Consider the following 21,122-nt stretch of genomic DNA (forward strand, 5'->3'; position numbering starts at 1 on the left):
GGGCAAGCCGGGTCAAGAAAAAGGCCGGGTGTTGAGCGCACCCGGCCAGTTGGCATTCAGATAAGAGCAGTGACATGCAAAACGTAACAGACAGCGGATTCGGTCCGCAACCGGGCCAACTTGAGCCGGGTGACACCGATTGGCTCAACCATGTCCCCGAGAGCGACTCCTGGGATAACGTCCACATCCACAGCCTGCTGGCCATCGCCAAGCAGGTGGAAGGGGTTCTGAAGACGGTAAAGGCCACCGCGCCCCGCAAGTCGTTTGAGCAGTATGCCGCCGAGTTCAAGGCAGGCCGTGAAGCCCTTGGCGGTTTCTACCCTTACCCCGACGAGGAAGAACGCATCCGTAAGTTGATGCGTGAGGACGAAGCGAGGTTGACCACACCTCCGCCCGCCTTCGCGCCCCGGCCCCTCGACTGGCCGCCCGGCCCGGCTGGTGACATTGCGAGGTTCATCTTCGCGGCAGCACCTCGCCCTGTGAAGGAGGTTGCCATCATCGCGGCGCTTGGCTTGCTGGCTGGCCTGTGTGGCAAGGCGTGGCAGGTGCCCAAGTCGGGGTTGAACCTCTACATCGTCTTGATTGCGCGGTCTGCGGTCGGCAAGGAAGCGATGCACTCCGGTATCAGTGAGATTATCGCCGCCAGCATGAGGAAAACCCCCCTCGCCGGATCGGTCGCTGATTTCACCGACTACGTTTCGGGGGCCGCGCTGATCAAGGCCTGTGTCGGCAATCCCTGCTTCATCAACGTGGCGGGCGAGATCGGGCGCAAATTCAAGCGGCTTGCCCAAGACTCCAAGGACAGCGCCCTTCAGTCGTGGCGCACGACCATCACGAACCTCTACCACAAGTCCAGCGCCACCTCGACGGCAGGTGGCCTTGGCTACAGCAACACCGAGAACAACGTCGCTTCGATTGTGGGCGTTGCATACAGTTTGATCGGCGAGACGACGCCGGGGACGTTCCTTGAGTCGCTGACCTCCGAAATGATGGAGGACGGGTTCATGTCGCGGTTCACCCTCATTGAGTATGACGGACCTCGCCCCGAGAAGAACCTTGCCGTTGCCAACGACCCGCCCGATCAAGTCGTCCAGCTTGTCATCACGTTGCTAGATCAAGCGAACGCGATGTTTCAGAAGGGTGCAACGCGACGGGTCGCGCGGTCCACGTTCGCGGCAGTCACCTTCGAGACGTTCGAGTTGGAATGCGACCGCAACATCAACGCCAGCAAGGACGAAGCCCGCAGGCAAATGTGGAACCGGGCCGCTCTCAAGGCCCTGCGCATCGCTGCCCTGCTGGCCGTGGCAGAGAACCCCTTCGCACCTGTTATTCGGCAGGCCCATGCGGACTGGGCAATCAACCTCGTGATGCGTGACATTGCGACCTTCACGCGACGGCTGAACGGCGGCGACGTTGGCAGCGACGACGACGCCCGCGTGATCAAGCTGACCACGCTGATCCGCGAATATCTCGCAAGCCCGGTGCCCGCCTCATACAACGTGCCGGATGCCATGCGGCAAGGCATGATTGTGCCGCGCAACTACCTCACGATCCGGGCAGGGCGTCAGGCGGCGTTCAGCGGCCACAGGCTTGGGAAGGTGCGGGCGCTGGACGAGGCTATTGGCGCGATGGTGGCAGATGGCTATCTGATGGAAGTGCAGAAGGACAAGACCGTTGAAGCGTATAGCTACCACGGAAAGGCGTATCGCGTGATCCGACTGCCCGACTTTGGCGACCAGTCTTGAACGATGACCACAGCGTGCCGCGAATTGCAGTGGCACGCGGGTTTTCGCAAAACTAGGTCAGTTTTAGCGATTCGCCCGAATTTCCCCTTATTTTACAGGGTATTGCTATACTACTAAAACACTAAAACCATAAAACACCACTACGGCGATCTCTATTAAGGTGGCTTAGCGCGAATACCCCTTATACCGCTCGCGCGGAGCTAGGTTTTAGGTTTTACGTTTTACAGCACGCGGCCCTCCAAAAGGTCGAACGCCTTACCCCTCAGCAGGCGGTCGCCACGGCGCAAGCGGCTGGAATGCGTCGGCTTCGACCTGTGGTCATTCAGAACGAATAGCCGGGGGCAAGCCTCAACTGGCTGGCGCGAAGAAAGTCACTCGTTTGAAGGCTGAAAACTCTCGACCTGTCGGCGTTGTGCCACTCGACCAGAAATCTGGTTCTCGATCCTCGCCTTATCTTTCGCATTCGTTGTGAGAGTGTGGAGCTTTCTTAGCTCTGCTAATTTTTTGAGCTGGCGATTAGGCAAGTGGGTTCCAGTTGGTTTAACTATGACGCCAGTTATATCGGCAGGCGCGGAAATCAGACTTACTTCTTTAGATGCCTTTAGCCTCATGCCGCTCCCATGAACGATCTTCTTTATCTCCCAGATCATCTCTTTTCTAACCACGTCACCGGAAATTGTGATGTCATCAGCATACAGGCTCAACTTGCATCCACTCGCTTTGACACAGCTTTCAATCGCCAGCCACATCGGTCGGTTGCAATAGTATGCAAGGATTGGGCTACATGGGGACCCTTGCGGGAGGCACTCTCTTAAAGTGACCAATTTCACGAGGACTGCGGTAACGTCCTCAGAACAGAGCAGGTCACGATGAAAGAAGCGCGCGACATTATTCGCAGTGCAACTAGGAAAGTAGTCCGCAACGTCGAGAAGCCAGAAGGCTTTACTTCCAACGTGACGGGCGGCGTTCTCGACATAGGACCGCCCCTTCACAGGACTGAAAAGGAAGTCGGGAGGCTCGATGCGGGCAAGCAAAGCAGCTATGCGAGACTGCACGGCTTTAAGTCTGGGATCAGGAATGTCAATCGGCCGATAGACATCTGCGTCAGTCGTAGATGGTGCTTCCCTGAGCCACTGATCTAGCTTCTTGTGCTTCCACCTGCGCACATACATAGGCTTCCCAGAAGCGAGTTCTGCAAGCGTGTCAGACGATGTTCTGAGAAGTGAGGCCAGTTTGCGTCGGCTCGACAGTTTATAGAACGGACTGTCCTTAATTTGGTAGGCCTGTCTAGGCGGCGTCTTCTGCATCGGCCTTACTTTCTACGAACCGCAAAATGTCGATTACTTTACCTGCGATTTTGGATCGCACCTTCTCCCCAGCTTTCGCGTTTGGAAGCTCCTCAGCGAAAAACATGATTGCGGAAATCGGCAGCTTAAAAGTAGTCGAATACTTCTCAATCAAGTCCAACGAAGGTGTCTTTGATCCTTTTTCAATCTCAGAGATGTGGGACTTGGATATGCCAAGACGATCAGCAAGCTCCACTTGCTTCAAATCATGAAACACCCTGATGAGTCTCAGTGCTTCGTTGATCATTGCTGAGTCCTATTCCATGCTTAGACTTAGACAGTAGGCGGGCGGCGATTAACCAGGAGGTCCGAAGACCTCCATCAGCCACCGGATCACCCGATAACTGACGTAAGCCATCTGAACGATGGCCTTCCAAGTGCGTGGATTACGGAGTTTCCCCCAAAAACCACGTCGCCGCCGCCGTCGGTGTGTTTCATCAGAGTGGGCCATTTGCCCCTCCTTTCTGTTGGCCTCAGCGCACCACCCACAGCGGATGGAACTAACTGAGGGTCTTCGCCCAACAGAAAACGGATCCCGACGACTTAACCCTTTGCCTAGACGCGATAGCAGTCTTTGCTATCGCGTCTGCTTCGGCCCGCCGCCCGCCCGTCGCCGCCCCTCTCGGGGGGCCCTCCGGGCCTCCTGCGGTAGAAGTGGTAGAGGGGTCTCCCCCTCCGCGCTTGAGCGAACCCAAGCTGGGTTTGAAGAACTTCTTCCGTTTACACAATCCCCAGATAGATCGGGCGCAACCGAATTTCAAGAATAAAGTTCGCTGTGGGCGTATTTTCTTCTCGAGAATGTTGGCTGCGTGGTCAGGGCTGATCCGACCCCCTGCTTTGCCATAGGAAAGCCGACCGAGCGGGGTTTCTTGCATCATATTGATGTATATACGTTTTTCGTCGCGCCACAGTGCGAGATCAGCTACCCTAACAGCACATAGCAAGCCTTATCAGGGTGGATCAGGGGAAAATGGCAGTCGATCTCGGAATGGGTGTGGACACGCGGATCACCGCTTCGCTCCACCCGCAAAGCGTTGCGTCGCTGGACGAATATGACAGCGATACGGAAGGGGAGCTGCAACAGGCCGTGCAGGCGTTCACCTCGGTCTATGAGGGCATCGGCAAGGTGCTGGACGTGCGCGACGTTGCTGCCAGCAACACCGCATGGAACGAAGACATGCGAACGATCAAGGTGCAGGAAATGGCGGATCGCGCGTTCGCCAAGTTCGCGCCGCAACTGGACAAGGTGTTCCACAACATGCGGGCCGGGGCTGAGTTGATTGAAAAGCAGCTCTCCGCCCCCGTGGAAGCGCGCGCCGCGCACACCATCAGCACGCAAATCCGCGACCATGTGAAGGGCATGGGGCAGCGGCAGGGCGTCAGCGAGTTGGACAAGCGGCCCCGGCAGAGCGCGGTCGGCTTCGTGCAAGCTGCAATCCAGAAGGGCGACGAGGTGACAGTCGGCGCGGTTCTCGGGGCGCCCGGATATCTGAGTGGCTTGTCGGATGAAATGCACGCGATGCTGCTTCGCCAGTGGCACGAGAAGGCCAACCCCAAGGCGGCAAAGCGCCTGCGGGCCATGCGTGCCGTGATGGACCTGATCCAAGACCGGGCACCGCTTATTCACAAGGAACTGGAGCGGGTCGTCGGCAAGTCGCCCGCCTATGCCAAGATGCTCCACGACAAGCACGACGCCGCTGAGAAGGCCCTCGGGGGTATCTGATCCGAGTCTGATTTTTCAACGGGAAGCGACATGACGGAAGTATCTGAAACCACAGTCGCCACGCCAAAGTGGGTGCCGGGGATGAAGTCCCCGAACCCCGCTGGTCGCCCGAAGGGCACGCTCTCCAAGCGCGACCGCGTGGCACAGGCGCTGAACGACGACGCCCCCGAGGTGGTGCGCAAGGTCATCGACGCCGCGCTGGCCGGTGACATGACCGCCGCAGGGCTGGTGCTGTCGCGCATCGTGCCGCCCATCAAGGCACAGGCGGAACGGGTCCAGTTCGAGTTGAGCGAGGGCGCGCCGCTGTCCGACCAAGCCGCCCAAATCCTGCAAGCGGTCAGCGAGGGCAAGCTGGACGCGGACACCGCCCGCATCCTTATCACCTGCATTCAGTCGGTCGCAGGCATTCGAGCGGTCGAAGACCTTGAAGCCCGCATCATCACCTTGGAGGCGAAGCAGGTATGACGAATATCTGGACCCCCGGCGGCGGACGTGTGGTGGCGCTGGCACCTGGCCCCGGCGATCTGTTCGTTGTGACCACAGTGTCAGGCCGCAAGGTGTTGCTGCACCCCGTGGAACAGTTCGGGCACGCCCTCAAGCTGGCCGAAGCCGCTGCGATCCGCATGGCCCCTGTGCCCGTCACGATCAAGGTGCTGTCCCTGACACTGACCGAGGGGCAGGCGTTCGGCCTGATCCCGTCTGACCTGCTCAAGGACGAGACACCCGAGCAGGAGGCCGAGACACGGCAGCTTGTGGTCAAGACCCTCTGGCAACTGGTGCAGAACGGAAGCGAACAGAAGGTGCGCAGCGATGCGTGGCGCATGTTGAAGGAAATGGGAGAGGTGAAATGACCGCTGACGATGACGGCCTGCGCGGGCAGGCAAAGCGCAATCGCGAGGCAGAGGAACACCGCGCCGCGCTGGACGCCATCCAGAAGCGCCGCGAGGAAGCCGCCGAACTGGGCACTCTGCGCGGCGATATGGAGTTTGCCCGGTGCCTCGGTGCAGCCCCCTCGCTGGTGGCCGCGTTCGAGAAGCTGAAAGGCGAAGGCCGTGGCTAAGAGTGACCACAGCAAGCCGCAGCCCAGCGCCCGCGCTGTCGCCCGCGCCGTGGACCGCGTGTTCGCGGCACAGGAGCAGCGCGACGAACAGACGAAAGCGCTGATGCGGATGCAGCGCACCATCAAGGGCCTGCGCCCCCGCTGGCTCAAGGCCGAGGGGCGCGCCTGATGGCCGGGGTGCGCGGCATGTTGCAGAGGGTGGCGAAGCTGGAAGCCCAGCTTGCGCCGCGCCTGTCACCGATTGCCGCGCTCTACGGCAGCACGGAGGCCTTCGCCGCTGACTGTATGGCCGAGGTGGACGCGGGCAAGCTGTGCGGCACCGACATGCCTATCATTCTGGACTGCCTGCGGCGGTGGGACCGCGAGGGGTCATGGGACGTGCGCCGCACGACCGGGAATGGGGTCTGGGGTCGATGACCACACTGGCCGACACGCCCGCTTGGCTCGCTGCATGGCAAGCCGACAACCGCGAACGGGTTGAAGCTGGCGCAAAGCGTGCGGCAGAGCAGGCCGCGCAGCGCGAGGCACGCGCGGCGCAGCGTGCGGCCCGTGCTACCAGCACCCCCAAGCGCGAGGCCAGCCCCAAGCCGCGCACAGCGCCAGCACAGCGGGCGCAGGCCCCGAAGGTCGAGAAGGTCAAGCCAGCCGGTGCCAAAGCTAGGCTTCACGAACCGCAAGGCCTCGGGCACGACCTTGAAGAACCCGAGGCTTGGCCGTGGGACGGGGGCAGGCGGCGCGAGCAGGTGCTTGACCACAATTTCCGGCCGCCCCGTGTGGTCAGGCAAGTCGGGTGGCGGTGCTGCATGAAGTGCGGCAAGGCCTACTTCTCTCAGGACGTGATCCGCCAGCGCATGTGCGATGGATGCCGTCCAGAACAACCGCCGTGGTGAAGGAGACTCTGGGCTTCCACGGCGCGGGGGATGCCACCCCCGACGAGGCATAGCGTCAAGTTCCTCGGTAAATCCAACGGACGCAGCAGCGGGGGCTTGCCTCCTTTCAGGTCTCGACGCTGTAGCACCTCGGGGGATGGCTCCCGAGGTGCTTTCATGAGAAAAACTGATCTTGTCTTGCCGTAACGTCATTCCCATGTTGGCGAAGCTCGAAGTTGCTAGCCACGTAGGAGATCGAAATGGGACGCGCAAAAGCAGCGATGATGGAACACGAGGAAAACCTAACCCTCGCAGCGCGGTATCTCGTGCAAAAGGGTGTGCTTGAGGAATGCGAGATTCATGGGGAGATCTATGGAGATGGTTGGGATCTCGAGAACGACTTCTGGAAGTTCGCGATGGCAGATCGAAACCGAGGTGACAATGGACCCATTCCGTGGGCAGCGGCATTGCCGGCAAGAACGTTCACCGATCTCCTGAAGGAGGCCAACGAAACCTACATCGGCGACGGCTGCGGATACTGCGCCAAGAACGCTGCCGACTGATGGCGCAGTCGAGCGAGTCGCCCGAGGGGACGGCGCTGCTTATCGCCTGCTTACGGGATAGGTCCAAGCGCTGCCCCACGCCTCGAGGGGTGCCGCTAAGTGCTTGAAAATGTGCGGGAATTTGGTCGGAGCGAGAGGATTCGAACCTCCGACCCCCTGCTCCCGAAGCAGGTGCGCTACCAGGCTGCGCTACGCTCCGACCGTGGGGTGGGGGTTAAACCGGATTGCGGGGGTTTGCAAGGGGGCGAATGCGATTCTTCTGCGATCATCCCTCGTTCCTCTCTGCGATTTCGCGGCGGCGCAGCAAAAGAGAGATGCGGGGCGTCGTGCCCGTCTCGGGACGGGAGCGGGATTCCAGCACCGGACGGTTCTCCGACACTTTCGCGCGCCCCTCGCGCAGGACGATGTAGATGCCCGAAGCGATGATCACCGCAGCGCCCAGCAGGGTATAGCCGTCCGGCGTTTCATCAAAGATCAGATAGCCGTAGATCGCGGCCCAGATCATCTGCGAATACTGCATCGGCGCCACGATCACCGCCTCGGCCCGGCGATAGGCCATGATGATCAGCAGCATGGCGACGAAGCTGAACAGCGCGATGATGCCCAGCATACCCAGATGCACCACCGGCATCGGCTTGTAGACGAAGGGAAGCGCCAGCCCCAGCACCACGAAATTCGCCATCATCGGATAGAGCAGCAGCACGACCGAGCGTTCCTCTGCTCCGATCTTGCGCACGATGACCGAGGCAAGCGAGGAGAATACAGCCGCCGCCAGCGCGGCCGCGTGGCCAAGGCTGAGCGGCTCTGCACCGGGGCGCAGCACGATCATCACGCCCGCCAGACCCACCAGCACCGCAAGGCCCCGCCGCAGGCCGACCTTTTCGCCCAGCAGGGGAATGGCCAGCAGGGTGATCAGCAGGGGCGCCGCGAACAGGATGGCATAGGTCTGCGCCAGGGGCAGCACCGAGAAGGCATAGAAAGCCGAGACGCCGGTGATGACCGTAGACACCATGCGCAGCGCCGTCCACCATGGATGGCGCGGGCGCAGGTGGCCATCGGTCCGGTCGCTCATCAGCATGGTGGTGGCGAGAGGGAAGCTCAGCAGGCCCGCGAAGAAGATGATCTGGATGGCGTGGTAATCCGCGCCCAAAAACTTCACCACCACATCATGCGTGGCATAGATGGCAAAGGCGAGAAGCGCGAGAAGCGCGCCCTGGGCATTGGGGCTCATGCGTCTGGACCTGCGGAAAGCGGCGCGAGCGCCGGGATGTTTGCGCTAGCGCCCGTTCTACAGAAGCCGCCCCGCCCGCTCAAGGCTTGTGGAGCGGATCGGCGGGAAAGCCCAAACGAAACCGGCCGCCCGAAGGCGGCCGGTCAATGCGCTGTCTGAAGGCTCAGAGGCTGGCGTCCAGTGCGGCCACGATGGCATCGCCCATCGCCGAGGTCGAGACCGGGGTACCGCCTTCAGGGCCCATCAGATCGGCCGTGCGCACGCCGTCGGCCAGAACCTTCTCCACCGCCTGCTCCAGCCGTGTCGCCTCGTCGCCGAGGTCGAAGCTGTAACGCAGTGCCATGGCGAAGCTCAGGACGCAGGCGATCGGGTTGGCCTTGCCCTGACCGGCGATGTCGGGAGCGGAGCCATGGACGGGCTCATACAGCGCCTTCGGACGACCATTGGCCATCGGTGCGCCCAGGGAGGCCGAGGGCAGCATGCCCAGCGAGCCGGTCAGCATGGCGGCGGCATCCGACAGAAGGTCACCGAACAGGTTGTCGGTCACGATCACGTCGAACTGTTTGGGCCAGCGGCAGAGCTGCATCGCACCGGCGTCGGCATACATATGCGACAGTTCGACATCCGGATATTCCTTGTCGTGGATCTCCTGCACGACCTGACGCCACAGGATGCCCGATTCCATCACATTGGCCTTCTCCATCGAGCAGACCTTGTTGTTGCGGCGACGGGCCATTTCAAAGGCCGAACGCGCGACGCGGGCGATTTCCGACTCGGTGTAGCGCTGGGTATTGATGCCCACACGCTCGTTGCCTTCGGTGAAGATGCCGCGCGGCTCGCCGAAGTAAACACCCGAGGTCAGTTCGCGGACGATGACGATATCCAGACCGGCGACGACCTCTTTCTTCAGCGACGAGAAATCGGCCAGCGCGTCAAAGCACTGGGCCGGGCGCAGGTTGGAATAAAGGTCCATTTCCTTGCGCAGGCGCAGCAGGCCGCGCTCGGGCTTCACGCTGAAATCGAGATTGTCGTATTTCGGGCCACCCACGGCGCCCAGCAGCACGCAATCCACCTCTTGCGCCTTGGCCATAGTGTCATCGTGCAGCGGCGTGCCGTGCTTGTCATAGGCGCAGCCGCCGACAAGGTCTTCGCTCACGTCGAAGGTGATGCCGCGCTTGGCGTCATACCAGCCGATGATCTTTTTCACCTCGGCCATGACTTCGGGGCCGATGCCGTCACCGGCAAGGATGAGGATGGAGGGGTTTGCCACGTCAAGGGCTCCTTGATCTGCACGCAGGGTTGGCTCCGCAAGAAAGCCTGGCGGTGGCGTAGCCTTTGGGGGCAGTCGGGTCAAGCAGGCTTGGGGATTTCAGGCTAGGGCAGATCAAGCGTGACCCAGACCGGGAAGTGCCGCGAACTGGCTGCAAGCGCCTCGGCCAGCGGGCCGGATGGCGGGCGCATCACCCCGGCGCCGGTGACGCGCAGATCGGCGGAGGGCAGGATGTAATCCACCCGCAATCCACCCAGCCCCCTGGCATAGAACGCCGTATCCAGCGACGGGTCGCCCTTGTGGCCAGGGTCCGCCGGGGCATTGGCCGCACGGGGGGTGGGGTCTTGCAGCCGGGGATCAGCCAGCAGGGCGCGCAGCGCCTGAGGGCGGCCATCGCCATCCTGAATGTCCAGATTGGCGTCCCCCAGCAACACGAAGGGTGCCTGTGGCGGATCGAAAGGCAAGGCGCCATCCATGAGCCGCAGCCAGAAAGCCGCCTCGTCATGGTTGCGGCGGCCATTGCGGTCTTCCGGCCCGTCAAAGACCGGCGGTGTCGCGGCCCAGGCCAGAAGCTCCAGCCTGCCGCCTTCGGGCAGTTCCAGCCCCAGGCGCCAATGATTGACCGAAGAAAGGCGCTGCACCGCCCTCTCCTGCCCGGTCAGATCGGGCGGCAAAAGCGCGCCCGGCAGATCGGACCAAAGGAAGCCGGTATAATCCTCCGCAAGCTCGCTGTAGACCGGCAGGCGCGACAACAACGCCATTCCGCCCTGCCCCCGGAAAGCGCCATAGCCCATCGCATCGCGCGGGCCATTCAACCGGCCGTCCCGGTCAATATCCAGACCCGTGGGCAGACCGGCATTGGGCGCGAGAGCAAATTGCCAGCTGTAGGACAGGCCCGCTTCGGCCAGCCGCCCCCGCAACGCCGTCAGCGCCGCCTGTTCGGCATCGAAGTCGATCCCCGTCAGCAACAGCACATCAGCATCCAGCGCGGCGATTACCCTTACCGCCCCGGCGATGGTCGGGCTTTTGCCTCGTTCGATTTCTTCCAGAAGCAGCCCCGGTCCCTTACGGCCCAGCTCCGCGTTCCATGTAGCAATCCGCAGCGTTTCCGCCCCGGCAGGCAGAGCGGCGCACAGAAGCGCGGCGATCAGGCCGGCATATAGCCCTCGGCGCCCATCACGCTGGAAATGCGCCGCTTCTCGCGGATCATCTCGGCGATCTTGCCCATCGCGATACCGCGCATGAACAGGCTGAACGGCAGGAAGGCCCATGCGGTCATCGTCCAGATCAGGGTTTGCGGATTGGTCAGCGTCAGCGGCTCGAACCCGGCTGATCCGATGCGGACCACAGCGGGGATGAGGAAGGGCAACAGAAACCCGAAGGCAATGTTGATCCGCGCATCGCGCTCCAGCCGCACCACGACATCGCCGCCGGTGGTCGGATCGAATGTCGGCAGATTGACCCAGACGTTGAACCCGTTGCCCCGGTCCGGCCAGCCTTTCAGCTTCAGCATGATGACAAAGAAAGCCAGACCCAGAAGCGAGATCAGATAGGCCATCGCCGCAGCGGTGCGCACGGAAATCACCTGAAGGTCAGAGGCACCCTCGGTCATCATCAGGGTCGCCAGACGAACCGGCGAATAGGGGAAATCCATCGCCTCGCCGATCAGCAGGCCAATGGCGCTGATCAGGGTGCTGAGCGTCGAAGGCTCCACCATGCTTTTCTGGATCACGGTCAGGATGAAGACGGTAAAGAACAGGATGAGGAAGCGGATGCGGTTGAAGGGCGGGGCGTCGCGAAACTCGACCAGACCGGGATAGGTGGTCTTGTATTCCGCAAAGGTCAGTGCGGCCGCGAACAGGGCCACCAGCGCCACCATCTGCTTTTCGTCGGCGCCGGTTCCGGGCATCAGAACCGAAGGGGTAGCAATCAGCACCACCACAAAAAATGCCCGCAACGCGGCTCCTATCAGCCGTGTGATCACTGCCTTGCCTTCCTCAACCCGGCGCCGTCCGATACGTTGCCGGATGGCTTTTCTCAGTTTTCCCCGTGCTTTGCGACGGGCCGCCTCAATCTTGCCCAAGTTTTGCCTTCTTTCTTTCAAAGTCGCAACGGTTCAGACCATTGGACCCGATCAATGAGGCAATTACAGGGAAAAACTGTCGCCGCTTTGCATCAAAGCGGGGCAAGAAAAAGGCCGCCTTGGGGCTTCAGCCCAAGGCGGCACAAGATGTAGTAGCGCTTCAGGTCAGACCCAGGGGCGCAGCAGGTTGGCCTTGGCCTCGAATGTGTCGATGCTGGCCACTTTTTCCAGCGTCAGGCCGATGTCATCCAGACCGTTCAGCAGGCAATGCTTGCGGAAGGGATCGACCTCGAAACCGAAGCTCTGGCCATCCGAGGTGGTCACGGTCTGCGCTTCCAGATCGACGGTCATCCGGGCGTTCTCGCCCTTCTTCGCGTCTTCCATCAGCACTTCGACAACCTCTTGCGGCATCACGATCGGCAGGATGCCGTTCTTGAAGCAGTTGTTGAAGAAGATGTCGGCAAAGCTGGTGGAGATCACGCAGCGGATGCCGAAATCCAGAAGCGCCCAGGGCGCGTGCTCGCGCGAGGAACCGCAGCCGAAGTTGTCACCGGCGACAATGATCTCGGCCTTGCGATAAGCAGGTTGGTTCAACACGAAATCGGCAATCTCGGCGCCGTCCTGCGTGTAACGCATCTCGTCAAACAGGTTCTTGCCAAGACCCGAACGCTGGATCGTTTTCAGGAACTGTTTCGGGATGATCATATCGGTGTCGATATTGACCAGCGGCATCGGCGCGGCAACGCCGGTGAGGGTGGTGAACTTGTCCATTCCAGATACTCCTCAGACCGTCTCGGCCATCATCTCGCGCACATCCGTCAGGTGGCCGGTCACCGCCGCCGCCGCCGCCATGGCGGGGGACAGCAGGTGGGTGCGGCCACCGCGGCCCTGACGGCCCTCGAAATTGCGGTTCGAGGTCGCGGCGCAGCGCTCGCCGGGCGACAGCTGGTCGGGGTTCATGGCGAGGCACATGGAACACCCGGCCAGACGCCACTCAAAGCCCGCGTCGATGAAGATCTGCGCCAGACCTTCTTCCTCGGCCTGAGCCCGCACGAGGCCCGAGCCCGGCACGACCATCGCGCGCATCCCCGGCTTGATCTTCTTGCCCTTCAGGATGGCGGCGGCGGCGCGCAGATCCTCGATCCGGCCATTGGTGCACGACCCGATGAACACAGTGTCGATCTTGATGTCCGACAGTTTCATACCGGGGGTCAGACCCATATATTCCAGAGACCGGCGCGCGGCCTCGACCTTGCCGCCGGTGAAGTCTTCGGGCGCGGGCACTGTGCCGGTGATCGGCAGCACGTCTTCGGGGCTGGTGCCCCAGGTCACCACCGGGGCGATGTCCTCGCCCTTCAGCACCACCACCTTGTCGAAATGCGCGCCTTCATCGGTGAACAGCGATTTCCAGTAGGTCATCGCGGCTTCCCAGGCGGCGCCTTTCGGCGCGTGGGGGCGGCCCTTGATATATTCGAAGGTCTTTTCGTCCGGCGCGATCAGGCCAGCGCGCGCGCCACCCTCGATCGCCATGTTGCAGACGGTCATGCGGCCTTCCATCGACAGGTCGCGGATCGCCTCGCCGCAATATTCGATGACATAGCCGGTGCCGCCCGCCGTGCCGGTCGCGCCGATGACCGACAGCGTGATGTCCTTGGCGGTGACGCCCGGACGCAGCTTGCCGGTGATCTCCACCTTCATGTTCTTCGACTTCTTCTGGATCAGCGTTTGCGTCGCCAGAACATGCTCCACCTCCGAGGTGCCGATGCCATGCGCCAGCGAGCCGAAGGCGCCGTGGGTGGCGGTATGGCTGTCACCACAGACCACGGTCATGCCCGGCAGCGTCCAGCCCTGTTCCGGGCCGACGATGTGCACGATGCCCTGACGGATGTCGGACACGGGATAGTAGTTGATGCCGAAATCCCTGGCATTCTTGTCCAGCGCCTCGACCTGGATCCGCGATTCCTCGTTGTCGATATGGGTGTCGCGACCTGCGGTGGTGGGGACGTTGTGGTCCGGCACGGCAATGGTCTTTTCCGGCGCGCGGACCTTGCGGCCGGTCATGCGCAGACCTTCAAATGCCTGCGGGCTGGTGACTTCATGCACCAGATGGCGGTCGATATACAGCAGGCAGGTGCCGTCTTCGGCCTGATGGACGACGTGATCGTCCCAGATCTTGTCGTAGAGTGTACGCGGAGCGGTCATGGCTCTCACCTTCATCAATGGGATAGCTGTGGGATGGGGGAAGGGTGCCTTCGCAGACGAAGGCCGGGCGCGGCATCAAAGCCGGGCAAGCACCGTGCGGGTCATGCCGAAAAAGCGGGCCGGAAGCCGCGCGTGATCGGTGATGTTGAAGTAGATGAACCCGTTCATGGGCCGTTTCATACGCCCGAATCCCCTTGCAAGGCAAGTCAGCTCTCGCGCGGGATGGCCTCCAGCAGGTCACCCGGCTGACAGTCCAGCACCGCGCAGATCGCCGCCAGCGTCTCGAACCGGATACCTTTTACCTTGCCGGATTTCAGCAGGCTGAGATTGGCCTCGGTAATCCCGATCCTTTCCGCCAGCTCGCGCGAGCGCATCTTGCGGCGTGCGAGCATGACGTCCAGTCGAACCACGATCTCCACCTCAGACAAAGCCCCGGTTCTCCTCCGCCACCCGTGCCGCCTCGGTCATGGCCCAGCCGATGGTCACAAGCAAGCCGCCCGCCAGCGCCAGCCAGAGCATTTCCGAGGTCAGGGCAATCGAAACAATCCGGGCACCCGGCGGATTGTCCGCCGTCAGCAGCAGAAGCTGCAAGCCGGGCAGAACCGTCTGGGCCACGGCCAGCAAGGCCAGCGCCACGCCAATCGCCCGGATACGCCGCGCCGCCATCGGCGTCAGCACCTCGGAGGCAGCATAAAGTGCGAACAGCCCCCGCATATGCCAAAGCGCGGCCAGCATAGGCCCCAGCGCCAGCAGACCCAGGGCCAGCGTGCCCGAGGATTTCCCCGCCGTCAGCCTGGTTTCCGGCGGCAGCCCCGGAAACGCCGTCAGAAGCCAGCCGGGCTCCCGCACCCCATGCCATCCCCACAGCAGGACCAGCAGCGGCAGGCCGGGCAGCAGCAGGGTCACAACCCACCACAACACAAATGACAGTCGCAATATTCTTGGCGGCATGATTTTTCCTCTTGCAAAGTAATTTTTCTGTAAAACAATAATTAATAACTGTCAAAGGAGAATCGCATGCGCATCGCCGCCCTGTTGCCGCTGCTACTTGCCGCCTGTTCCAGCCTTGTGCCTTCGACCCTCATGCGCCTGCAGGCGCTTGACCCGCTGACGGCTGATCCGTCGGGGATTGAGCTCGCCCTGGTCCTGCCCGATGGGCTGCGACCACAACCGCAGGGCGCCAGACTGGAGTTCAAGGCGGATCGGGCCGGGCATTCCGTTGCCGAAACCTTCGTGCTGGAGCCCCGGCCCGCCCCATCCCTGCCGGAAGCGAAAGGGGTGGTTATGGCCTTCGGCCTGTCCCGCGCCGATGCCGCGCGGATGCGGGCCGCGCAATCTGCCGTAGCCGCATGGCCGCAGGACGGGCAGAGTCACGGCAGCCTCGGTGTCGCGCTGGATGCCTGCCTGACCGGCGGCCCCCTGCCCCCGACAGCAGAGGGCGGGGTACTGATAAAGCTGGAGCAGGAGCATGGCTTCCAGCCCCTCGTCCGGCCCACACCGATTACAGCCCTGATCGGTGCTGAGGCGATGGCAGGCCTGCGCCCCTGCGGGAACCCCGCCTTGCCGTGATCGGCGGAAGCGTGTAAGCGCCAGCTTTCGCCCGGGTCCGCGCGCATTGAGTCGCGCGGGCTTCGGTGTTAGCCTGAACCTGCAAACCCCGGCGCCGGGGCCTTTGGCGCGCTATCTGGAGGACGATGTCCTGTCTCATTCTGATCCCGCGACCGGCCTGCCGGTCGGACCTAGGGCCGAGCGCATGAACGACGCCGGCCCCAGCAGCGAAGAACTTCTTGCCCGCATCATCGCCTCGCTTGACGACGACAAGGCCGAGGATATCGTGCAGATCGACCTGCGCGGGCGTTCCGACATGGCCGATTACATGGTCATCTGCTCGGGGCGGTCCTCGCGTCAGGTGGCGGCGATTTCCGAAAAGCTGGTCGACCGGCTGAAGCAGGACTATGGCCGTCAGTGCAAGGTCGAGGGCAAGGAAACCGGCGACTGGGTTCTGATCGACACCGCCGATGTCATCGTGCATGTGTTCCGCCCGGAAGTGCGCGAGTTCTATCAGCTTGAAAAGATGTGGCTGCCTGCGGGCCAGCAGCGCCCTGCCCCGACCTCCGGGGCCTGATGCGCGTGCATCTCTGCGCCGTGGGTCGGCTGCGTGCCGGCCCCGAGCGGAACCTGATCGACGATTACACAACGCGCTTCGACCGCACAGGCCGCGCACTTGCGCTTGGCCCCTTCACCGAGCACGAGGTCGAGGACCGCAAGGGAGGCGGCATGGAGGCCGAGGCCGCGCTGCTCGAACGCGCCCTGCCCTCGGGCGCCTTGCTGGTCACGCTGGACGAACGCGGCAAGCTCTTGTCCAGCCCGGAATTTGCCGATCATCTGGCAAAATGGCGCGATGGCGGGCGGCAGGATGTCGCCTTCGTCATCGGCGGGGCCGACGGTATCGCCCCCGCACTGCGGGCGCGGGCCGATTTTTCGATCAGCTTCGGCAAGATGGTCTGGCCGCATATGCTGGTGCGGGTGATGCTGACCGAGCAGCTTTACCGCGCGGCTTCGATCCTTTCGGGCGCCCCCTATCACCGCGCCTGAGGTCAGTCAGGCGTGACTGTCAGTGTCACCCGGTCCCCGGCAAACCATGTCGTGCCGTATTCCAGGGGCCGCCCAGCCGCATCCACATTCACCGCCACGGATCGCAGGATTGGTGCTCCCTCCTGCACCTGCAAGGCAAGCGCCAGCACCGCCCCGGCCCGCTTCGCGGTCAGCCGGGTTTCGGCGCGGGTGTAATCGGCAACCCCCAGCGCGCCCAGCGCGGTGGTGACCGATTGATGTTCCTCCAGCAGCGCCAGCAGGCCGGGCAAAGTTTCCGCAGGAAAGACCGACCGGAACGCCGCCAGCGGCTGCCCGTCAGCAAGCGACACGCCTTCCATGACATGCACCAGAGCGCCGGGGGCCAGCGCCAGCGCCTCCGCCTCCTCCGTGCTGGCGGGGCGGGTCTCCAGCCGGGTCAGCCTGCGCGAGGGCGTGCGCCCCGAGGCGGCGACATTCTGGTGAAACCGCACCCGGCGGCCCAGCGGATAGTCGGTGGGTCGTGCTGTGACGAAAACCCCGGCCCCACGCCGGGCATGCACCGTGCCCGCCTCGGCCAGCGCGGCCAGCGCATGCCGCACCGTATGGCGATTGACGCCGAACCGGCTGGCCAGATCCGCCTCTGACGGCAATTTGTCGCCGGGGCGGTACAGCCCCCCTGCGATCTCTGCCGCGAGCGTCCCGGCAATGGATTTCCAGATCGGGCTGCGGGCCATCATCCATCCTGTCGCAAAAGTTTCACGCCATTGGGCGTTGTGCCGACTCGGCTCATCAGCTATCACTTGTCTAGTTGTATAGTAATCTAGACAAATCCGCAACCTGTCGAGGATCAGATGACCGAACGCCCGGAAGATCTGGCGCGGAAGGGCTGGATGTCCCTTCTGGCCAAGGCACCGCCAGCGCGGCTTGCCGCCCTGCTGCCCGACCTGCCCGAAACCGCACTGCTGCGCCCGGCCGAAGTGGGTTCCATCATGGTGCGGGGTCGTGTCGGCGGCACCGGCGCCCCGTTCAATCTGGGCGAGATGACGGTGACTCGCTGCTCGCTGCGGCTGGACTGCGGCGCCGTGGGCCATGCCTATGTGCAGGGCCGCGACAAGGATCACGCCCGCCGCGCCGCCGTGGTGGATGCGCTGATGCAGACGCCCGAAGCCGCACGGGTCGAGGCGCAGGTGCTGCATCCCCTTCGGCTTGAGGCAGAGGCGCGCCGCACGACCCGCGCCGCCAAGGCCGCCGCAACGAAGGTCGAATTCTTCACCATGGTACGCGGAGGGGATCAATGACGCCCGAAGCCCTGACCGGCGGCTTCACGAATGCCGCAACCGATGCCGCCATCGCATTCCGCGCCGCGCTGGAGGCGATGGCCCGCCCCGGCACGCTGCATCGCATGGCTGGCGTCACCCCGCCCGCCCCGCTGTCGCCCGCTGCCGGGGCACTGCTGCTGACGCTGGCCGATACCACGACGCCGGTGCATCTGGCCGGGGCTGTCGATTGCCCGGCGGTGCGCGACTGGATCACCTTCCATACCGGCGCCCCCTTCGCCCCGGCGGATCAGGCCGATTTCGCGGTGGGCGGCTGGGCGGCGCTGCAGCCATTGACCCGCTTCCGCATCGGCCAGCCGGATTACCCGGATCGTTCCACCACGCTGATCGTGGAACTGCCCGCGCTTTCCACAACCGGCGCAACGCTCCGTGGCCCCGGCATCCGTGACACCGCGCAACTGTCGCTGCCCGAGATCGCGGCGTTCCGCGCCAATCGCGCGCTCTTTCCGCTGGGCTTCGATTGCTATTTCACCAGCGGCGACACGCTCGCCGCCCTGCCCCGATCCACCCTCGTGGAGGAAGCCTGATGTATGTCGCCGTCAAGGGTGGCGAACGCGCCATCGACAATGCCCATGCCTGGCTGGCCGAGGAACGGCGCGGCGATCCATCGGTCGCCGAACTGACCCTGCCGCAGATCCGCGAACAGTTGAAACTGGCGGTGAACCGGGTGATGGCTGAAGGCTCGCTGTATGATCCCGATCTGGCGGCGCTGGCGATCAAGCAATCGCGCGGCGATCTGATCGAGGCGATTTTCCTGATCCGCGCCTATCGCACGACGCTGCCCCGCCTTGGCGCCTCGCAGCCGGTGGAGACGGCGGCGATGGCGGTCGACCGGCGCGTCAGCGCCACGTTCAAGGATCTGCCCGGCGGGCAGGTGCTGGGGCCGACCTTCGACTACACGCACCGCCTGCTGGATTTCAAACTGGCCGCTGAGGGAGAGGCGCCTCTCGCGCCACAGGTGCCGGCGCGACCCGAGCCGGTGCCGCATGTTACCAGCCTTCTGGACCGCGACGGGTTGATCGAGGCCGCACCGCGCGACGACACCCCTCCGCCCGACCTGACGCGCGAACCGCTGGAACTGCCCGCGAACCGCCCGCTGCGCCTGCAAGCCATAACGCGGGGGGATGAAGGCTTCATCCTGTCGCTGGCCTATTCCACCCAGCGCGGCTACGGCCGTACTCATGCCTTCGTCGGTGAATTGCGCATCGGCCGCGTGCCGGTGGAAATGGAGATTCCCGAACTGGGTTTCTCCATCGAGATCGGCGAGGTGGAGTTGACGGAATGTGAAACCGTCAATCAGTTCAAAGGCTCGAAGACCGAACCCCCGCAATTCACCCGAGGCTATGGCCTGACCTTCGGCCAGACCGAGCGTAAGGCCATCGCCATGAGCCTCGTCGACCGCGCGCTGCGCTGGCAGGAACTGGGCGAGGATTTCACCGGCGCCCCGGCGCAGGACGAGGAATTCGTGCTGAGCCATTGCGACAACATCCAGGCCACCGGCTTTCTGGAACATATCAAACTGCCGCATTACGTCGACTTCCAGTCCGAGCTGGAACTGGTGCGCCGTCTGCGGGCCGAGGCGATGCAGATGCAGGAGGCAGCGGAATGAAGGCCATCGTGTTTGATATCGGCAATGTGCTGATCCGCTGGGAACCGCATCCGGCCTTCCTGCCTGATCTGGGCAGCCGCGACGCGGTGGAGGATTTCCTGACCCGCACCGACTTCATGGCGCGGAATCTGCGCGCCGACGGCGGCGAAAGCTTTGCCGCGCTGGCGGCAGAGATTGCCGACCCGGCCGACCGTGCCCTGTTCGCCACCTATGTCGACCGTTACGCCGCCACAGTGCCCGAAGCTATCGAGGGCACATGGGCGCTGATGGACCGGCTGCGCGCGCGCGGGCTGGCCATCCATGCGATCACCAACTGGTCTGCCGAAACCTGGCCTGCGGGTATCGCGGCGCATCCCCGGCTGGGCTACGCCTTCGACGTGACCGTCGTGTCGGGGCAGGAAGGGATACTCAAACCCGAGGCACGGATCTACGCACGCCTCTGCGACCGTGCCGGGCTGGAGCCGGGCGATTGCCTGTTCATCGACGACAGCCTGAAGAATGTCGAGGGCGCCCGCGCCTTCGGCATGCAGGCCGAACATTTCACCACGCCTGAGGCTTTGGAAGCGGCACTGACCGCGCGGGGGCTGCTGTGAGCGACTACAACTTCGCCTATCTGGACGAGCAGACCAAACGGATGATCCGCCGCGCCATCCTGAAAGGGATCGCGGTGCCCGGCTATCAGGTGCCTTTCGCCAGCCGCGAGATGCCGATGCCCTATGGCTGGGGCACGGGCGGGGTGCAGGTGACGGCGGCCTGCCTGACGCCCGACGACCGGCTGAAGGTCATCGACCAAGGCGCCGACGACACCACCAACGCCGTGTCGATCCGCAAATTCTTTCAGCGCACCGCCGGCGTGGCGGTGACCGAGGCGACCGCCGAAGCCACCGTGATCCAGACCCGCCACCGCATCCCGGAAACACCGCTCTGCGAGGGTCAGATCCTTGTCTATCAGGTACCGATCCCGGAACCCCTGCGCTTTCTGGAACCGCGCGAGACCGAAACGCGCAAGATGCACGAGCTGGAGGAATACGGGCTTATGCATGTGAAACTCTATGAGGACATCGCGCGCCACGGCACCATCGCCACCGCCTATGCCTATCCGGTGAAGGTGGAGGAACGCTATGTGATGGACCCCTCGCCGATCCCGAAATTCGACAATCCGAAACTGTCGGACAATCCGGCAATTCAGCTATTTGGCGCGGGCCGCGAACAGCGCATCTATGCGCTGCCGCCCTATACGCAGGTCGTGAGCCTCGATTTCGAGGATCACCCGTTCGAGGCGTCGAAGGCCCCGCATGACTGCGACCTGTGCGGCGCCGGTGACAGTTATCTGGATGAGGTCATCACCGATGACCGGGGCAGCCGGATGTATGTCTGCTCCGACACCGATTTCTGTGCGGGACGCCGCGCGGCAGGACATGTCGGACGGCTGGGCCAGCCGGGAGCGGCAGAATGACCGGGGCCCAAAATTCTTTGAAGAATTTTGGCGCTCCTGCCCAAGGGGATCGCG

General features: G+C 63.2%; 28 protein-coding genes and 1 tRNA gene. 17 read left to right on the forward strand and 12 right to left on the reverse strand.

Annotated features, from left to right (window positions below):
- The first annotated feature begins 74 nt into the window (after window positions 1–74).
- Complete coding sequence (locus AO684_RS06400; RefSeq protein WP_054301915.1) at window positions 75–1,745, forward strand: DUF3987 domain-containing protein; 1,671 nt, start codon at window positions 75–77, stop codon at window positions 1,743–1,745.
- 371 nt (window positions 1,746–2,116) lie between these two features.
- On the opposite strand, the gene AO684_RS21230 is transcribed toward AO684_RS06400, so the two are convergent.
- Entirely contained in the window at window positions 2,117–3,052 is a 936-nt protein-coding gene (locus AO684_RS21230) for a reverse transcriptase family protein (protein ID WP_082400773.1), read from the reverse strand.
- Window positions 3,033–3,338 (reverse strand): helix-turn-helix transcriptional regulator, encoded by a 306-nt coding sequence (locus AO684_RS06405; RefSeq protein WP_054301916.1) that lies wholly within the window; start codon window positions 3,336–3,338, stop codon window positions 3,033–3,035. The genes AO684_RS21230 and AO684_RS06405 overlap by 20 nt, the downstream gene beginning before the upstream one ends.
- Before the next feature lie 723 nt (window positions 3,339–4,061).
- On the opposite strand from AO684_RS06405, the gene AO684_RS06410 reads away from it, so the two are divergent.
- The 8 genes from AO684_RS06410 (at window position 4,062) to AO684_RS06440 (ending at window position 7,306) form a co-directional block, all read left to right on the forward strand.
- Window positions 4,062–4,814: a hypothetical protein gene (locus tag AO684_RS06410; protein WP_152968365.1), complete on the forward strand. Its 753-nt coding sequence runs from the start codon at window positions 4,062–4,064 to the stop codon at window positions 4,812–4,814.
- A 30-nt stretch (window positions 4,815–4,844) separates the two neighbouring features.
- A complete protein-coding gene (locus AO684_RS21235) occupies window positions 4,845–5,279 on the forward strand; it encodes a DUF5681 domain-containing protein (RefSeq protein ID WP_082400774.1) in 435 nt (144 codons plus the stop codon).
- Window positions 5,276–5,665, forward strand: a complete 390-nt coding sequence (locus AO684_RS06420) for a hypothetical protein (RefSeq protein ID WP_054301918.1) — start codon at window positions 5,276–5,278, stop codon at window positions 5,663–5,665. The genes AO684_RS21235 and AO684_RS06420 overlap by 4 nt, the downstream gene beginning before the upstream one ends.
- The gene (locus AO684_RS06425) at window positions 5,662–5,874 is read left to right on the forward strand and encodes a hypothetical protein (RefSeq protein WP_054301919.1); all 213 of its coding nucleotides are present in this window, start codon (window positions 5,662–5,664) and stop codon (window positions 5,872–5,874) included. Before AO684_RS06420 ends, AO684_RS06425 begins: the two co-directional genes overlap by 4 nt.
- A complete protein-coding gene (locus AO684_RS21785; RefSeq protein ID WP_161805993.1) occupies window positions 5,867–6,043 on the forward strand; it encodes a hypothetical protein in 177 nt (58 codons plus the stop codon). Before AO684_RS06425 ends, AO684_RS21785 begins: the two co-directional genes overlap by 8 nt.
- 17 nt (window positions 6,044–6,060) lie before the next feature.
- Window positions 6,061–6,291: a hypothetical protein gene (locus AO684_RS06430; RefSeq protein WP_152968366.1), complete on the forward strand. Its 231-nt coding sequence runs from the start codon at window positions 6,061–6,063 to the stop codon at window positions 6,289–6,291.
- Window positions 6,288–6,764 carry a hypothetical protein gene (locus AO684_RS06435; protein WP_054301921.1) on the forward strand — a complete coding sequence of 159 codons (477 nt, stop codon included), beginning with the start codon at window positions 6,288–6,290 and terminating at the stop codon, window positions 6,762–6,764. The genes AO684_RS06430 and AO684_RS06435 overlap by 4 nt, the downstream gene beginning before the upstream one ends.
- 239 nt (window positions 6,765–7,003) lie before the next feature.
- Complete coding sequence (locus AO684_RS06440; protein WP_152968367.1) at window positions 7,004–7,306, forward strand: hypothetical protein; 303 nt, start codon at window positions 7,004–7,006, stop codon at window positions 7,304–7,306.
- A 122-nt stretch (window positions 7,307–7,428) separates the two neighbouring features.
- On the opposite strand, the gene AO684_RS06445 is transcribed toward AO684_RS06440, so the two are convergent.
- The 9 genes from AO684_RS06445 to AO684_RS06485 form a co-directional block, all read right to left on the reverse strand.
- A tRNA-Pro gene (locus AO684_RS06445) sits at window positions 7,429–7,505 on the reverse strand.
- A gap of 66 nt (window positions 7,506–7,571) precedes the next feature.
- Window positions 7,572–8,537: a DMT family transporter gene (locus AO684_RS06450; protein WP_054301923.1), complete on the reverse strand. Its 966-nt coding sequence runs from the start codon at window positions 8,535–8,537 to the stop codon at window positions 7,572–7,574.
- A 163-nt stretch (window positions 8,538–8,700) separates the two neighbouring features.
- Window positions 8,701–9,807, reverse strand: coding sequence for a 3-isopropylmalate dehydrogenase (gene leuB, locus AO684_RS06455; protein WP_054301924.1), 1,107 nt, complete (start codon window positions 9,805–9,807; stop codon window positions 8,701–8,703).
- A gap of 104 nt (window positions 9,808–9,911) precedes the next feature.
- A complete protein-coding gene (locus tag AO684_RS06460; RefSeq protein WP_369814579.1) occupies window positions 9,912–10,955 on the reverse strand; it encodes an endonuclease/exonuclease/phosphatase family protein in 1,044 nt (347 codons plus the stop codon).
- Window positions 10,955–11,791, reverse strand: coding sequence for a hypothetical protein (locus AO684_RS06465; protein WP_054301965.1), 837 nt, complete (start codon window positions 11,789–11,791; stop codon window positions 10,955–10,957). The genes AO684_RS06460 and AO684_RS06465 overlap by 1 nt, the downstream gene beginning before the upstream one ends.
- Before the next feature lie 264 nt (window positions 11,792–12,055).
- Entirely contained in the window at window positions 12,056–12,661 is a 606-nt protein-coding gene (gene leuD, locus AO684_RS06470) for a 3-isopropylmalate dehydratase small subunit (protein ID WP_054301925.1), read from the reverse strand.
- Between the two features lie 12 nt (window positions 12,662–12,673).
- The gene (gene leuC, locus AO684_RS06475) at window positions 12,674–14,092 is read right to left on the reverse strand and encodes a 3-isopropylmalate dehydratase large subunit (RefSeq protein ID WP_054301926.1); all 1,419 of its coding nucleotides are present in this window, start codon (window positions 14,090–14,092) and stop codon (window positions 12,674–12,676) included.
- Between the two features lie 206 nt (window positions 14,093–14,298).
- Window positions 14,299–14,484 (reverse strand): helix-turn-helix transcriptional regulator, encoded by a 186-nt coding sequence (locus AO684_RS06480; RefSeq protein WP_211317725.1) that lies wholly within the window; start codon window positions 14,482–14,484, stop codon window positions 14,299–14,301.
- Between the two features lie 28 nt (window positions 14,485–14,512).
- Complete coding sequence (locus AO684_RS06485; RefSeq protein ID WP_152968368.1) at window positions 14,513–15,043, reverse strand: hypothetical protein; 531 nt, start codon at window positions 15,041–15,043, stop codon at window positions 14,513–14,515.
- Window positions 15,044–15,109: 66 nt separating this feature from the next.
- On the opposite strand from AO684_RS06485, the gene AO684_RS06490 reads away from it, so the two are divergent.
- The 3 genes from AO684_RS06490 to rlmH all read left to right on the forward strand — a co-directional run bounded on the left by AO684_RS06490 (window position 15,110) and on the right by rlmH (window position 16,687).
- On the forward strand, window positions 15,110–15,661 hold the full coding sequence (locus AO684_RS06490) for a hypothetical protein (protein WP_054301929.1): 552 nt from the start codon (window positions 15,110–15,112) through the stop codon (window positions 15,659–15,661).
- Between the two features lie 184 nt (window positions 15,662–15,845).
- Window positions 15,846–16,217, forward strand: coding sequence for a ribosome silencing factor (gene rsfS, locus AO684_RS06495; RefSeq protein ID WP_054301966.1), 372 nt, complete (start codon window positions 15,846–15,848; stop codon window positions 16,215–16,217).
- The gene (gene rlmH, locus AO684_RS06500; RefSeq protein ID WP_054301930.1) at window positions 16,217–16,687 is read left to right on the forward strand and encodes a 23S rRNA (pseudouridine(1915)-N(3))-methyltransferase RlmH; all 471 of its coding nucleotides are present in this window, start codon (window positions 16,217–16,219) and stop codon (window positions 16,685–16,687) included. The genes rsfS and rlmH overlap by 1 nt, the downstream gene beginning before the upstream one ends.
- 2 nt (window positions 16,688–16,689) lie before the next feature.
- Here the strand turns inward: rlmH and phnF are convergent, their stop codons facing one another.
- Window positions 16,690–17,400, reverse strand: coding sequence for a phosphonate metabolism transcriptional regulator PhnF (gene phnF / locus AO684_RS06505; protein ID WP_054301931.1), 711 nt, complete (start codon window positions 17,398–17,400; stop codon window positions 16,690–16,692).
- A 117-nt stretch (window positions 17,401–17,517) separates the two neighbouring features.
- Here phnF and phnG point away from each other — a divergent pair, with 117 nt between their 5' ends.
- From phnG to AO684_RS06530, 5 genes are read left to right on the forward strand one after another with little or no spacing between them, the layout of a single operon-like run.
- Entirely contained in the window at window positions 17,518–17,964 is a 447-nt protein-coding gene (gene phnG / locus AO684_RS06510) for a phosphonate C-P lyase system protein PhnG (protein ID WP_054301932.1), read from the forward strand.
- Window positions 17,961–18,530, forward strand: a complete 570-nt coding sequence (gene phnH / locus AO684_RS06515) for a phosphonate C-P lyase system protein PhnH (RefSeq protein WP_054301933.1) — start codon at window positions 17,961–17,963, stop codon at window positions 18,528–18,530. The genes phnG and phnH overlap by 4 nt, the downstream gene beginning before the upstream one ends.
- Window positions 18,530–19,612: a carbon-phosphorus lyase complex subunit PhnI gene (locus tag AO684_RS06520; RefSeq protein ID WP_054301934.1), complete on the forward strand. Its 1,083-nt coding sequence runs from the start codon at window positions 18,530–18,532 to the stop codon at window positions 19,610–19,612. Before phnH ends, AO684_RS06520 begins: the two co-directional genes overlap by 1 nt.
- Window positions 19,609–20,205 (forward strand): HAD family phosphatase, encoded by a 597-nt coding sequence (locus AO684_RS06525; RefSeq protein ID WP_054301935.1) that lies wholly within the window; start codon window positions 19,609–19,611, stop codon window positions 20,203–20,205. Before AO684_RS06520 ends, AO684_RS06525 begins: the two co-directional genes overlap by 4 nt.
- Window positions 20,202–21,068, forward strand: coding sequence for an alpha-D-ribose 1-methylphosphonate 5-phosphate C-P-lyase PhnJ (locus AO684_RS06530; protein WP_054301936.1), 867 nt, complete (start codon window positions 20,202–20,204; stop codon window positions 21,066–21,068). Before AO684_RS06525 ends, AO684_RS06530 begins: the two co-directional genes overlap by 4 nt.
- The last annotated feature ends 54 nt before the right edge of the window (window positions 21,069–21,122 follow it).

It is taken from the genome of Gemmobacter sp. LW-1 (genome assembly GCF_001303875.1).
Lineage (GTDB): Bacteria > Pseudomonadota > Alphaproteobacteria > Rhodobacterales > Rhodobacteraceae > Gemmobacter > Gemmobacter caeni.

Bases quoted from the DNA above. Each gene is read 5' to 3' on its own strand.
- AO684_RS06400 (WP_054301915.1), top strand. From the start codon at position 75: ATGCAAAACGTAACAGACAGCGGATTCGGTCCGCAACCGGGCCAACTT.
- AO684_RS21230 (WP_082400773.1), bottom strand. From the start codon at position 3,052: ATGCAGAAGACGCCGCCTAGACAGGCCTACCAAATTAAGGACAGTCCG.
- AO684_RS06405 (WP_054301916.1), bottom strand. From the start codon at position 3,338: ATGATCAACGAAGCACTGAGACTCATCAGGGTGTTTCATGATTTGAAG.
- AO684_RS06410 (WP_152968365.1), top strand. From the start codon at position 4,062: ATGGCAGTCGATCTCGGAATGGGTGTGGACACGCGGATCACCGCTTCG.
- AO684_RS21235 (WP_082400774.1), top strand. From the start codon at position 4,845: ATGACGGAAGTATCTGAAACCACAGTCGCCACGCCAAAGTGGGTGCCG.
- AO684_RS06420 (WP_054301918.1), top strand. From the start codon at position 5,276: ATGACGAATATCTGGACCCCCGGCGGCGGACGTGTGGTGGCGCTGGCA.
- AO684_RS06425 (WP_054301919.1), top strand. From the start codon at position 5,662: ATGACCGCTGACGATGACGGCCTGCGCGGGCAGGCAAAGCGCAATCGC.
- AO684_RS06430 (WP_152968366.1), top strand. From the start codon at position 6,061: ATGTTGCAGAGGGTGGCGAAGCTGGAAGCCCAGCTTGCGCCGCGCCTG.
- AO684_RS06435 (WP_054301921.1), top strand. From the start codon at position 6,288: ATGACCACACTGGCCGACACGCCCGCTTGGCTCGCTGCATGGCAAGCC.
- AO684_RS06440 (WP_152968367.1), top strand. From the start codon at position 7,004: ATGGGACGCGCAAAAGCAGCGATGATGGAACACGAGGAAAACCTAACC.
- AO684_RS06450 (WP_054301923.1), bottom strand. From the start codon at position 8,537: ATGAGCCCCAATGCCCAGGGCGCGCTTCTCGCGCTTCTCGCCTTTGCC.
- leuD (WP_054301925.1), bottom strand. From the start codon at position 12,661: ATGGACAAGTTCACCACCCTCACCGGCGTTGCCGCGCCGATGCCGCTG.
- leuC (WP_054301926.1), bottom strand. From the start codon at position 14,092: ATGACCGCTCCGCGTACACTCTACGACAAGATCTGGGACGATCACGTC.
- AO684_RS06480 (WP_211317725.1), bottom strand. From the start codon at position 14,484: ATGCTCGCACGCCGCAAGATGCGCTCGCGCGAGCTGGCGGAAAGGATC.
- AO684_RS06485 (WP_152968368.1), bottom strand. From the start codon at position 15,043: ATGCCGCCAAGAATATTGCGACTGTCATTTGTGTTGTGGTGGGTTGTG.
- AO684_RS06490 (WP_054301929.1), top strand. From the start codon at position 15,110: ATGCGCATCGCCGCCCTGTTGCCGCTGCTACTTGCCGCCTGTTCCAGC.
- rsfS (WP_054301966.1), top strand. From the start codon at position 15,846: ATGAACGACGCCGGCCCCAGCAGCGAAGAACTTCTTGCCCGCATCATC.
- rlmH (WP_054301930.1), top strand. From the start codon at position 16,217: ATGCGCGTGCATCTCTGCGCCGTGGGTCGGCTGCGTGCCGGCCCCGAG.
- phnF (WP_054301931.1), bottom strand. From the start codon at position 17,400: ATGGCCCGCAGCCCGATCTGGAAATCCATTGCCGGGACGCTCGCGGCA.
- phnG (WP_054301932.1), top strand. From the start codon at position 17,518: ATGACCGAACGCCCGGAAGATCTGGCGCGGAAGGGCTGGATGTCCCTT.
- phnH (WP_054301933.1), top strand. From the start codon at position 17,961: ATGACGCCCGAAGCCCTGACCGGCGGCTTCACGAATGCCGCAACCGAT.
- AO684_RS06520 (WP_054301934.1), top strand. From the start codon at position 18,530: ATGTATGTCGCCGTCAAGGGTGGCGAACGCGCCATCGACAATGCCCAT.
- AO684_RS06525 (WP_054301935.1), top strand. From the start codon at position 19,609: ATGAAGGCCATCGTGTTTGATATCGGCAATGTGCTGATCCGCTGGGAA.